The sequence below is a fragment of the Sulfurivermis sp. genome (assembly GCF_059410345.1).
Map to the genome: position 1 here is coordinate 1 of NZ_JBLJDO010000026.1, position 12679 is coordinate 12679.

A 12679-nucleotide genomic window follows, 5' to 3' on the forward strand; every position below is an offset into this window, starting at 1 on the left:
GGGCAAGAGGTTTCCGCAATCGGGAGCGCTTCCGCAATGCGATTTATTTCCATCTCGGCGGCCTTGACCTATACCCCGCTCAGGTGGGAAAGCGGTGATTCAACCCACTCGAATGAGTGATGACCCGATTTCTTTTGGTGATTGAAATGCCGTTCATTCCGCATACCGAAGATGATGTGCAGGCCATGCTGGCCGCCATCGGCGCCGACAGCATCGACGCGCTGTTCGACGAAATCCCGGCCGAACTGCTGGCCAAGGGACTGCCCAACGTGCCACCCGGCATGAGCGAGATGGCCGTGGCGCGGCTGATGCATCAGCGCGCGGCGCAGGACGGCATGCCGCTGTGCTTCATCGGTGCCGGCGCCTACGAGCATCACGTTCCGGCGGCGGTGTGGGAGATCGCCTCGCGCGGCGAGTTCTATTCGGCCTACACACCCTACCAGGCGGAGGCGAGCCAGGGCACGCTGCAGGTGCTGTACGAATACCAGACCATGATGTCCAGCCTGACCGGCATGGATGCCTCCAATGCCTCGCTTTACGATGGTGCCTCCGGCCTGGCCGAGGCAGTGCTGATGGCAGTGCGCGCCAACCGCAAGTCCAAGAGCAAGCGCATCCTGATGCCGACCACGGTGCACCCCACCTACCGCAAGGTGGTGCAGGCCATCGTCAGGAACCAGGGCATCGAACTGGTGGAACTGGATTACTCTGGCAGCGGCAACATCGAGCCCGAATACCTCAAGCGCTACGAGGGCGAGGACTATGCCGCCCTGGTGATTCCGCAGCCCAACTTCTTCGGTGTACTGGAAGAGGTGGATGCATTGACCGACTGGGCCCATGCCAATAATGCCCTCGCCATCGGTCTGGTGAATCCCACCGCCATGGCCGTGCTGACGCCGCCGGGACAGTGGGGCAGCAAGGGGGCCGACATCGCCGTGGGCGAGGGTCAGCCGCTGGGCGCACCGCTGTCTTCCGGCGGTCCCTATTTCGGTTTCATCACCTGCAAGCAGGAGCACATCCGCCAGATGCCGGGGCGCATCGTCGGCCGCACCGTGGACCTTGACGGCCGTGTCGGCTACACCCTGACCCTGCAGGCGCGCGAACAGCACATCCGCCGCGCCAAGGCCACCTCCAACATCTGCTCCAATCAGGGCCTGATGGTCACTGCCGCCACCATCTACATGGCACTGGTGGGCGCCGAGGGCCTGGCGCGGGTGGCCCATGCCTGCCACGCCAATACCCGCGCCCTGGTGGAGCGCCTGACGCAGATCGACTGCGTCGAGCAGGTGTTCTGCTCGCCCTATTTCCACGAGGTGGTACTGCGCATCAACCAGCCGGCGGGCGAGGTGCTGCGTGCCCTGGCAGTGCAGGACATCCTCGGCGGCTACGACCTGTCCGCCGACTATCCGGAACTGGGCAATGCGATCCTGGTGTGCGCCACCGAGACGCGCAGCGTGGAAGACATCGAACGCTACGCCCAGCATCTGGAGCGCATCCTGTCGCGGCGCAAGGACGGCCCGGTCTGTACCAAGCTGCGGCCGAAGGAAGGCACTATCTGAGTCATTGGCTACACTTCGGATTCCACTGCGCTAATCACAGGAGACGCACCCCATGGCGACCATCACGTTGAGCGGCAATCCCATCCACACCAACGGCGATCTTCCTGCCGTCGGTAGCCCGGCTCCCGCCTTCAAGCTGACCCGCGGCGACCTGAGCGACGTGTCCCTGGCCGATTTCAAGGGCAAGAAGAAAGTGCTCAACATCGTGCCCAGCCTGGATACCGGCGTGTGCGCTACCTCCACACGCAAGTTCAACGAGGCAGCGAAGAAGCTGGGCGACAAGGTGGTGGTGCTGATTGTTTCCGCCGACCTGCCCTTTGCCCAGTCGCGCTTCTGTACTGGTGAGCACCTGGACAATGTGATCAGCCTGGCCATGATGCGCGACAAGAATTTTGCCAAGGACTACGGTGTGCTGATCCAGGACGGTCCACTGGCCGGCATCTGCGCCCGTGCCGTGGTGGTACTGGATGAACATGACAAGGTGTTGTACACCCAGTTGGTACCCGAGATCGCGCAGGAGCCCGACTACGACAAGGCGCTGGCGGCACTGTAGGAAAGGTGAGTCCGCAAATGAACGCGAATGGATGCAAATTGTTCTGGGTGTTGACGCCAACCGGAATACGTACACGTGGTATGCCGTCCGGCCAGTCATGACTTATTTACGTTAATTTGCCGATTGCGGTTATTCAGTTCATTTGCCATACATACAAGCGACAATCACTATGCTGATCTTCGAACACTCCCGCAGCGGCCGCGTCAATGCGGCGCAGAATCCCGGCCCGCAGCCGGCCTACGACGGTATCCCCGAGCGCTTTCGTCGCAAGGACCGGCCGCTGTTGCCGGAGGTGTCCGAACTGGAGGCGGTGCGTCACTACACGCGCCTATCGCAGAAAAACTTCTCCATCGATACGCAGTTCTATCCGCTCGGCTCCTGCACCATGAAATACAACCCGCGCGGCTGCAACACACTGGCGACCCTGCCCGGCTTCCTGGCGCGCCATCCGCACGCACCAGCGGCGACGCACGGTCAGGGTGTGCTGGCGTGCCTGTACGAGCTGCAGGAGATGCTGAAGGATGTTACCGGAATGAAAGGCTGTTCGCTCACGCCGGCCGCCGGCGCGCAGGGCGAATTTGCCGGTGTGGCGATGATCCGCGCCTATCACGATGCACGCGGCGACAGCGCGCGCACCGAGATCCTGGTGCCCGATGCAGCGCACGGCACCAATCCGGCCACGGCGGTGATGTGCGGCTTTGAGGCGCGCGAGATCCCCACCGATGAAAATGGCGATGTCGACCTGGCGGCGCTGAAGGCGGCGGTGGGACCACGGACGGCGGGCATCATGCTGACCAATCCCTCCACCCTCGGTGTGTTCGAGCGGCGTATCAAGCAGATTGCCCAGATCGTGCACGAGGCAGGTGGACTGCTGTATTACGACGGCGCCAATCTCAATGCCATCCTCGGCAAGGTGAAGCCGGGTGCCATGGGTTTCGACGTGGTGCACCTCAACCTGCACAAGACCTTTTCCACCCCGCACGGTGGCGGCGGTCCCGGCGCTGGCCCGGTGGTGGTGGGCGAGCGTTTGCTGCCCTTCCTGCCCATACCGATGGTGGGTTACGACGGCCGTGAATACCGTTGGTTGGAGGAGAAGGATTGCCCGCAGACCATCGGCCGCATGTCGGCCCACTCCGGCAATACCGGCATCCTGCTGCGCGCCTATATTTACGCCCGCATGCTCGGCCGCGAGGGCATGGAGCGGGTGGCTGATTATGCGACCCTGAATGCCAACTACCTGATGGCTCGGCTGCAGGCCGTCGGCTTTGAGCCTGCCTTCCCCGAGCGCCGCGCCACCCACGAATTCATCGTCACCCTGAAGAAGGAGGCGAAGGAGTGGGGCACCAGTGCGCGCGACTTCGCCAAGCGCCTGCTCGACTACGGTTTTCACGCGCCGACTACTTACTTCCCGCTGCTGGTGCCGGAGTGCCTGCTCATCGAACCCACCGAGACCGAGAGCAAAGAGACACTGGATGCCTTTGTTGACGTGTTGGTGAAGATCCGCGACGAGGCGCAGCAGACACCGGATATCGTTACCGGCGCGCCGCACACCCTGCCGGTGAAGCGCCTCGACGACGTCAAGGCAGCGCGTGAACTCGATCTGGCCTGGAAGCCGGCCTAGGCCACAGTAGAAGGCAGACGCAGCGATGGCACAGATCAATAAGCCGGATCACCGCGGGCTCAGTCACGTCTTCAAGGCCTTTGGTTATTCCATGCAGGGACTGAAGGCCGCCTGGCAATTCGAGGAGGCCTTCCGTCTCGAATTGCTGGCGCTGGTGGTGATGTTGCCGGCGGCACTGTGGCTGGGCGGCAGCGGCATTGAACGCGCCCTGCTGGTGGGCAGCCTGCTGCTGGTGCTGATCATCGAGCTGATCAATTCCGCCATCGAGGCCGTTGTCGATCGCGTCGGTATCGAACACCACACTCTGGCCGGTCGCGCCAAGGACATCGGCTCCGCCGCTGTGTTCATGGCCTTGATGAATGTATTGGCAGTGTGGGGCTTCGTGCTCTATGACCGCTTCTTTAGCTGAAAGGAAACAACTTCATGTCTGCACTGATCTGTGGTTCCATCGCCTACGATACCATCATGGTGTTTCATGATCGCTTCAAGAACCACATCCTGCCCGACCAGGTGCACATTCTCAATGTTTCCTTCCTGGTGCCGGACATGCGCCGCGAATTCGGCGGATGTGCCGGCAACATCGCCTACAACCTGAAGCTGCTCGGCGGCAAACCCTTGCCCATGGCCACGGTGGGGCGTGATTTTGAACCTTATGCGGCCTGGCTGGAACAGTGCCGCATCGATACCAGCCACATCAAGGTGCTGGACAACACCTATACCGCCCAGGCCTTCATCACTACCGATCAGGATGCCAACCAGATCACCGCCTTCCATCCCGGCGCCATGAGCTTCGCCCATGAAAATCGAATTGCCGAGGCCAAGGGCGTGACCCTCGGCATCGTCGCGCCCGATGGGCGTGACGGGATGATCGAACATGCCACGCAGTTCGCCGAGGCCAACATTCCGTTCATCTTCGACCCGGGCCAGGGCCTGCCGATGTTTGATGGTGAGGATCTCAAGCGCTTCATCGATCAGGCCACCTGGGTGGCGGTGAACGACTATGAGGCGCAGTTGCTGGAGGAACGCACCGGTCTGTCACCGCACGAGATTGCCGAGCGTGTCGAGGCCCTGATCATCACCAAGGGCGCGCATGGTTCGCATATCTACACCAAGCAGCACCGGCTGGAGATCCCGGCGGCGCCGGTGCGCGAGCTACACGACCCCACCGGTTGCGGTGACGCCTATCGCGCCGGCCTGATCTACGGTCTGATGAACGGCATGGATTGGGAAACCACCGGCCGCGTTGCCTCGCTGATGGGCGCCATCAAGATCGAGCATCACGGTACGCAGAATCACCGCTTCACCTTCGATCAGTTCAAGGCCCGTTTCCACGAGGCGTTCGGCTATCACCTGTAAGCACGGGTGTGCCGGTGGTGAATGTCACCGGCACACCTCAGCCTCTGTGTAGTGCCGTGGCTTCCGCGGGCGGCGTCAGAAGATTAGTAGTTGCTGATGTATCAATGTGCCGCGTACCCCAACCCGTGTGGGCACATGTTTTATTGCCAAATTCCCCATTCGCTTTCATTGTCATATGACACTCACTGTCATTCCTGACGATGACAAAAATTTCATCTTTGTTTTTTTTGACACATAGGTATAGTGGCTACTGGCAGTAAGGCGCTGCCGTATGCGCATACATATAACGATCAATGCAAAGGAGGAGTTTGAGAATGGGGTCAACAACACTGTTCAAGAAAATGGTCTTTGCCGGAGGGCTGGCCCTGAGTGGCGCCGCTTGGGCCGCGACACCATCGGCGATCATGCTGGCCAACACCTGCGCCGCGTGTCATGGCACCGGCGGCTCCAGCGTGGCGCAGATCCCGAGTCTTGCCGGTGCGCCGGCAGAATATTTCGTGGAAACCATGAAGGCTTTCAAGAGCGGCGCGCGCAAGGCGACGGTGATGGATCGTGTGGCCAAGGGCTATTCCGATGAAGAGATTGCACTGATGGGCGAATACTTCGCCAAGCAGAAGCTGATCCCGATGAAGCAGAGCTTCGATAAGGCCAAGGCCAGCAACGGCAAGCGCCTGCACGACAAGTACTGCGAGAAGTGCCACGAGGATGGCGGCCGCAAACCGGATGAGGGCGGTATCCTCGCCGGCCAGTCCATGCTCTACCTCTCCTTCTCTATGGATGACTTCCTCAGCGGCCAACGCGAGATGGATAAGGACATGAAGAAGAAGGTCGACGAGATGCTCAAGGAAACTGACAAGTCCAGCGTCGACGCCTTGATCCATTTCTACGGCAGCCAGCAATAACAGTGGGGGAGAACACAATGATTTCACGTCGTAATTTCATCAAACTCTCCGGTGGCGCGGTTGCCGTCGGTGCCCTGGCCGGTTGTGCGGGCGGCGCGAGCCGCGGCGCCGGTGGCAAAGTGGTGGTGGTCGGTGGCGGCCCCGGTGGTGCCACGGCAGCCAAATATCTGCGCATGGCCGATCCCTCCATCGAGGTCACTCTGATCGAAGCCAATGCCAAGTACTACACCTGCTTCATGAGCAATGAAGTGTTGAGTGGTGACCGCAATCTGGGCTCCATCACCTTCGGCTACGATGGCCTGCGTCGTCATGGCGTGCGCGTGGTGCACGACACCGTCACGCAAATCGACGCCGCCGCGCGCAAGATCGTCACCAAGGGTGGCCAGACCTTCTCCTATGATCGTGCCATCGTCTCTCCGGGCATCGATTTCAAGTGGGCTGCCATCGAAGGCCTCAACGCGGAAGTGGCCGAGACGACGATTCCCCATGCCTGGAAGGCTGGTGCGCAGACGGTCACCCTGCACAAGCAGCTGCTCGACATGAAGAACGGCGGCACCGTGGTCATCGCCACGCCCTCCGGCGCCTTCCGTTGCCCGCCCGGCCCCTACGAGCGCGCCAGTCTGATCGCCAGTTACCTGAAGAAGCACAAGCCGAAATCCAAGGTGCTGATCCTGGACTCTGGCGACAAATTCGCCAAACAGGGCCTGTTCATGGCCGGCTGGAAAAAGCACTACGGACATGGCACCAGCAACAGCATGATCGAGTGGATCTCGGCAGCGCAGGGCGGCAAGGTCGAGGGTGTCGACGCCAAGGGCATGACCGTGCAGGCGGCGGTAGAGAAGATCAAGGCCGATGTGATCAACATCATTCCGCCGCAGAAGGCCGGCAAGCTGGCTTTCGATGCCGGGCTCACCGAAGGCGACTGGTGCCCGATCAACAAGAAGACCTTCGAGTCGAAGAAGCATGCCAACATTCATGTGCTGGGTGACGCCAGCAATGCTGCCGGCATGCCGAAGTCGGGCTACAGCGCCAATGTGCAGGCCAAAGTCTGCGCCATGGCGGTGGCTGACCTGATGGCCGGCCGCGAACCGGGTTTCCCCTCCTACATGAACACCTGCTACAGCATCATCGCCGATGACCACGGCATCTCGATCAGCATCGTCTACACCTTCGACGAGGCGAAGAACGAGATCATCGCGGTTCAGGGTGCCGGTGGCGTGACGCCGTCCGATGCCACGGCGGAGGCGCTGCGCCGCGAGGCGCATTACGCCCACGGCTGGTTCGCAAACATCACCAACGACATCTTCGGCTAAGACCGAAGAGAAAGTGGTGACCTCCTTGACGGGGCCTGCGGGCCCCGTTTTTTTTCGGGCAAAAAAAGCCCCGCACGGAAGGGGGAGCCGTACGAGGCGCAGAGCAGGGGCCCCGCGTAGCGGGGATGCGACCGCCGGCGTGCGGCGGCCCTGCTCAGTAGGCGATGCCGGCAATAGCTTGTTGTTGAATCATGCGGGCAAAAAAAGCCCCGCACGGAGCGGGGCAGTAAGCCTCATTGAAAAGGCTTGTTGTTATTTGTTCGCGATGTCTTCCAGTTTGCCGGCGCGGATGATCTGGCCATCCAGAGCGGCTTCCTGGCTCGACTTGCCGTAGGCCACGGCGATGAGCTGGGAGTAGTAGACCACCGGGATGTTGAACTTGGTACCGTAGGTCTTGTTGATGTTGCTCTGGTAGGACTCCACGTTCATCTGGCACAGCTGGCACGGCGTGACGATCATGTCGGCACCGCCGTCGTAGGCCGCCTCGATGATGTCCTTCACCAGGGCGTGGCCTTTTTCCGGCTCAGAGAACATCAGGGCGCCGGAGCAGCAGGCCACCTTCTTCTCATACTTGTCCACCGCCTGAGCGCCGCAGGCTTCGATCATGTGATCGAGATACAGCGGATTCTCGAATGACTCGCCGGCAATGCCGAACGGGCGGTTGGTCTGGCAGCCGACGTAGCCGGCGATTTTGACGCCCTCCAGCGGCTTCTTCACGCCCTTGGCGATGGTGTCCAGGCCGATGTCTTCGACCAGCACCTCGACCATGTGGCGTGCACGCGGCATCTGGCGCTGCTCCACCTTGAGGCCGATTTCGGCCAGGGCGGCATTGATGCCTTCACGCACATGGGCATTTTCGTTGACGCGGTCTTCGGCCTCGCGGGTGGCGATCCAGCAGGCGGCGCAGGGTGCCACGATGTCGGCGTCACCATTCTGTTGCTGCGACAGGGCGATGTTGCGCGCCGACAGGGACAGACGCGGAATCTCGCCGCCCCCGGCATAGCCGATGGAGGCGCCGCAACAGTTCCAGTCGTCAATCTCCTTGAGCTTGATGTCCAGCGCATCGCACATGGCGTTGGATGAGCGCAGGAAGTTGTCAGCCGATGCCTTGGGCTGGGATGAACACCCGGGGTAGAAGGAATAGAACTCTTTCTTGGCCATCAGTCTTCTCCTCACTCACCAAATTTGGTGATGTGCTCCGCTTCGAACTCTTTGGCCTTCTTCAGCATCTTGGCGATACCGGAGAGGTCCTTGCACTTGTGACCGCCGAAGTATTCCGTCGGGCTCATGCGCTTGGTCTTCATCATGGCCATGCCCAATTCGCGGCCGGCAAGGGCGTTCTTGATGCCCTGGCTGAAGCCGTTCATGAAGTACAGGCTGACGCCGATCTTCAGTTCGTTGACGCGGCCGTTTTTGGCGATGGAGTCCCAGAAGATATCGCCGAACTTGCTGGTCGGCTGATTCTTCGGTGCCAGACCGAGGCGCTTCGCGTAGCTGGCCAGGCCGTGCATGATGTGGGTGATCGGCAGGCCGCGCGGGCAGCGTGCGATACAGTTGTAGCAGGAGGTGCACATCCACATGGAGCTGGAGGACAGCACTTCCTCGCGCTTGCCAGCGCGGATCATCATGAACAGCTCCTGCGGCGGATGCTCCCAATGCGGCCCGAGCGGGCAGGAGCCCGAACAGACGCCGCACTGCATGCACATCTTGACCCAGGTGCCTTCCTCGACGTTTGCCTCGACTTCCTTGAGGAAGTTGGAGCGGTACTTCTCGACCATCGCCTGATTCATGTCGCTCATCGTGGTCTCCTTAGAACTTGAAGGGGCTCATGCCGATCTCGCCGATCAGCTTTTCCATGTCGTTGATGATCTGCGGGATGCGCTGGATGTCGGCAATGGACACCTCGTAGGTCTGCACGCGCTCCTTCTCCAGGTTGAGCTGGGTCAACGTGTCGTCGATCTTGCTCATGCGGATATGGGCGATTTCAGAACCCTTCACGAAGTGGCACTGGTAGTTGTCACCCTTCTGGCAGCCCATCAGCATCACACCGTCGTAGCCGCTGTTCAGCGCGTCGGTGATCCAGATGGTGTTCACCGAGCCGAGGCAGCGTACCGGGATGATGCGGGCAAAGGCGCTGTATTCCTGTCGCGTCATGCCGGCCATGTCCAGCGCCGGATAGGCGTCGTTTTCGCAGGCCAGGACCAGGAGGCGCGGCTTCTCGGAGAACTCGTCCGGCATGTCGACGGCCTTGAGCTGCTGGCCGACGGTTTCGACGGAATAGTTCTCGAAGGAGATGACGCGCACCGGGCAGGCGCCCATGCAGGTGCCGCAACGGCGGCAGCGGGCTTCGTTGTACTGCGGATAGCCCTGGGCATCCTCGTTGATGGCGCCGAACGGGCATTCCACGGTGCAGCGCTTGCACTGGGTGCAGCCTTCCTTACGGAAGCTGGGGAAGGACAGGTCGCCGGAACGGGGGTGGGCGGCACGGCCGATGGCGGCGTTCTCGCAGGCCTGGATCGCCTTCAGCGTGGCGCCGGTGGCGTCTTCGATGGCCTGATGGGCGTCCATCGGACGGCGTACCGGGCCGGCGGTGTAGATGCCGGTGCGGCGCGTCTCGTAGGGGAAGCAGATGAAGTGCGAATCGGTGAAGCCGTGCTTGAGGTGCGGCACGTCGGTACCCTGACGGTACATCAGGTTGAGGATGGACGGCGGTGCCGCTTCCACCTCGGCCTTGAGCTTGGCCACCAGTTCGGTATTGCCGTCCTTCTCGGCCATCTCCAGATCGAGCTTGACGTACGGGTTGGGGCCGCTGTTGGGCACCATGCCGGTGGCCAGTACCACGATGTCGGCATTGATGGTGCTGTCTTCGGCCAGGATCTTGTCGGTGTAGTTGACCTGCAGGCCCTTGCCTGCTGCCACCACGCTGTTCACCTTGCCCTTGGAGAAGGCGACGCCGGCCTCCTGGCCGCCGCGGTAGATGTCCTCACCGTCGGCACCGGGGGTACGCAGGTCGTCGAAGATCACCGTGGCATCGCCGCCGGCTTCCTTGACGTAGCGCGCCTGCTTGATGGAGGTCATGCAGCAGTGGCCGGAGCAGTAGGGCAGGTGGCCCGGCTGCTCGGAGCGCTGGCCGGCGCACTGCACGAACACCACGTTCTTGGCCTCACTGCCGTCGGCCTTCTTGATGGCACCGTTGTTGGCCTTGACCATCTTCTCGAAGGCCAGCTGGTCCATCACGTCCGGCGACTTGCCGCCGCCGAGTTCGGGCAGCTTGCTCATGTCGTACTGGGTGAAGCCGGTGGCCTGGATGATAGCGCCGACGACGACATCCTTGCTGGCGCCGCTCTCGGTGGCCAGGGACACGGTGAAGCGGCCCGGCGCGCCCTCGGTCTTGGTGACCGAGGTGTTGAGGTGTACGGTGATGTTGCCGTTGGCATTGACCGCCTCGATCATCGCGCCGGTGGTGTTGTCTGCCAACACGTTGTACGGGGCCTTGTCCGGGTACTTCTTGAACATTGCCGCGGCCACGCCGCCGAGGGCGCCGGTCTTCTCCACCAGGTCGACCTTGTAGCCGGTCTTGGCGGCTTCCAGCGCGGCAGTCATGCCGGAGATACCGCCGCCGACGACGAGCAGGTGACGGGTCAGGCCCTGCTCGCCGGAGGCTGCCGGCATCTTCTGATACTTGGTTTCGGCACAGGCCATACGCACATAGTCGTCGGCCATTTCCTGGGTAGTCTCACGCGCCTCGTCGGTATCGGGACGGACCCAGATGACGCCTTCACGCAGGTTGGCGCGGGAGATGCACACGCCCTCGAAGCTGAACGCCTCGGTCTTGGCGCGGCGCGAACAGGCGGCGATGACGACGTGGTTGACGCCTTCGTTGTTGATGTCGTCCTGAATCATCTTGACGCCTTCGGCGTTGCACAGGAACTCGTGTTCCTTGGCAATGGCCGCCTTGCCTTCGCGTTTGGCGACGCTGGCCAGCTGGGCGGTGTCGACGCGATCGCCGATGCCGCAACCCTGGCAGATATAGGCTCCAATCTTCATGTCAGCCACTGTTTAACCCTCCTGACCTGCAACTCGATTGACCACCTGGATGGCGCGCAGGGCGGCGGCGGTGGCGTTTTGCGCGGCGCGGTTGACGTCCAGCGCATCGGACGAGCAGCCGGCACCATAGATGCCGCTGTCGCTGTCGAGCTCGATGAAGTTGTGTTCGTTGATGTTGACACTTGCAGGGAACACGCCGGCCGGTACGGTGGATTCCATGCCGGTGGCGAGTACCACCAGGTCGTGCTCGTTGGCGTAGCGCTTGTAACCCTCGGTGTCGACACCCTTCAGCACCACGTTGTCACCGCTGCCGGCAACGATGTTGGCCACCTTGGACTTGACGAAGGTGACGTTGGGGTCTGCCTTCACCTTGCGGTGGAAATCGTCGATGCGGTCGATGGCGCGGATGTCGATGTAGTAGACGGTGGACTTGCAGGCATCGCCCAGCTGGTCGCGCACATAGGTGGTCTGCTTCAGCGTCGCCATGCAGCAGATGCGCGAGCAGTGCTTGAGGTGGTTGTGGTCACGGGAGCCGGCGCACTGGATGAAGGCGATGTTCTTCGGTGCCTGGCCGTCGGAGGGACGCACGATCTTGCCGCCGGTGGGGCCGAACGGGTCCAGCATGCGCTCGAACTCGACGTTGGAGATGACGTTGGTGTAGCGGTCGTAGCCGTAGGGTTGAATCTTGGCCGCGTCGTACGGCTTCCAGCCGGTGGCCCAGACCACGGCGCCGACCTTGAGGCTCAGGTTCTGCTCGGTCATGTCCAGGTCGACGGCGTTGTATTTGCACGCCGCCTTGGCCTTGGCGCCATCGTCGGTAGCGACGATGCGCGGGTCGATGACGTAGCGCTGCGGGTAGGCCATGTGGGACACCAGGTAGGCGCCCTTGCGCTGCTTCAGCCCGTAGTTGAATTCATCGGCGAATTCGGCGCCAACGGCCTTCTCGCATTCGCCGCAGGCGGTGCAGTTCTCGTTGACGTAGCGCGGGGCAATCTTGACGTTGACGGTGAAATTACCTGCCTCACCGCTGATCTGGGTCACTTCCGCCATGGTCAGCAGGCGCACGTTCTTGTTGGCCTTGAGGCGGCGGTACTGGATTTCCAGGCCGCAGCTGGGTACGCACAGCTTGGGGAAGTACTTGTGGAGCTGACCGACGCGGCCACCGACACTGGGCGACTTTTCCAGCAGGATCACCTGCTTGCCGCACTCGGCTGCCTCCAGGGCAGCCGTCAGGCCGCTGATGCCGCCACCCACGACCAGTATGGTCTGGTTGGTTGCGATTACCTCAGACATTGAATTTCCTCCATCAACGGATGCATGCGAATTCTGCG

Annotated in this window: 11 protein-coding genes; 7 read left to right on the top strand and 4 right to left on the bottom strand. The window is 61.8% G+C overall.

Features of this window, described 5'->3' with window-relative positions; all coding sequences use genetic code 11:
* Window positions 1-146: 146 nt before the first annotated feature.
* The 7 genes from gcvPA (at window position 147) to ACMV8A_RS14390 (ending at window position 7301) form a co-directional block, all read left to right on the top strand.
* On the top strand, window positions 147-1556 hold the full coding sequence (gcvPA, locus tag ACMV8A_RS14360) for an aminomethyl-transferring glycine dehydrogenase subunit GcvPA (RefSeq protein WP_495326591.1): 1410 nt from the start codon (window positions 147-149) through the stop codon (window positions 1554-1556).
* Window positions 1557-1608: 52 nt separating this feature from the next.
* The gene (gene tpx / locus ACMV8A_RS14365) at window positions 1609-2109 is read left to right on the top strand and encodes a thiol peroxidase (protein ID WP_495326567.1); all 501 of its coding nucleotides are present in this window, start codon (window positions 1609-1611) and stop codon (window positions 2107-2109) included.
* Window positions 2110-2278: 169 nt separating this feature from the next.
* Window positions 2279-3730 carry an aminomethyl-transferring glycine dehydrogenase subunit GcvPB gene (gene gcvPB, locus ACMV8A_RS14370; protein WP_495326568.1) on the top strand — a complete coding sequence of 484 codons (1452 nt, stop codon included), beginning with the start codon at window positions 2279-2281 and terminating at the stop codon, window positions 3728-3730.
* A gap of 25 nt (window positions 3731-3755) precedes the next feature.
* On the top strand, window positions 3756-4139 hold the full coding sequence (locus ACMV8A_RS14375; protein ID WP_495326569.1) for a diacylglycerol kinase: 384 nt from the start codon (window positions 3756-3758) through the stop codon (window positions 4137-4139).
* 14 nt (window positions 4140-4153) lie between these two features.
* On the top strand, window positions 4154-5086 hold the full coding sequence (locus tag ACMV8A_RS14380) for a carbohydrate kinase family protein (RefSeq protein WP_495326570.1): 933 nt from the start codon (window positions 4154-4156) through the stop codon (window positions 5084-5086).
* Window positions 5087-5400: 314 nt separating this feature from the next.
* Complete coding sequence (locus tag ACMV8A_RS14385; protein ID WP_495326571.1) at window positions 5401-5988, top strand: c-type cytochrome; 588 nt, start codon at window positions 5401-5403, stop codon at window positions 5986-5988.
* Between the two features lie 17 nt (window positions 5989-6005).
* Window positions 6006-7301, top strand: a complete 1296-nt coding sequence (locus ACMV8A_RS14390; protein ID WP_495326572.1) for an FCSD flavin-binding domain-containing protein — start codon at window positions 6006-6008, stop codon at window positions 7299-7301.
* 252 nt (window positions 7302-7553) lie between these two features.
* On the opposite strand, the gene ACMV8A_RS14395 is transcribed toward ACMV8A_RS14390, so the two are convergent.
* The 4 genes from ACMV8A_RS14395 to ACMV8A_RS14410 are packed head-to-tail and all read right to left on the bottom strand — an operon-like array spanning window position 7554 to window position 12641.
* Window positions 7554-8462, bottom strand: coding sequence for a CoB--CoM heterodisulfide reductase iron-sulfur subunit B family protein (locus ACMV8A_RS14395; protein ID WP_495326573.1), 909 nt, complete (start codon window positions 8460-8462; stop codon window positions 7554-7556).
* A gap of 11 nt (window positions 8463-8473) precedes the next feature.
* Entirely contained in the window at window positions 8474-9100 is a 627-nt protein-coding gene (locus ACMV8A_RS14400) for a 4Fe-4S dicluster domain-containing protein (RefSeq protein ID WP_495326574.1), read from the bottom strand.
* 10 nt (window positions 9101-9110) lie between these two features.
* Window positions 9111-11357 (bottom strand): hydrogenase iron-sulfur subunit, encoded by a 2247-nt coding sequence (locus ACMV8A_RS14405; RefSeq protein ID WP_495326575.1) that lies wholly within the window; start codon window positions 11355-11357, stop codon window positions 9111-9113.
* Window positions 11358-11360: 3 nt separating this feature from the next.
* Window positions 11361-12641 carry an FAD-dependent oxidoreductase gene (locus tag ACMV8A_RS14410; protein WP_495326576.1) on the bottom strand — a complete coding sequence of 427 codons (1281 nt, stop codon included), beginning with the start codon at window positions 12639-12641 and terminating at the stop codon, window positions 11361-11363.
* Window positions 12642-12679: the final 38 nt, after the last annotated feature.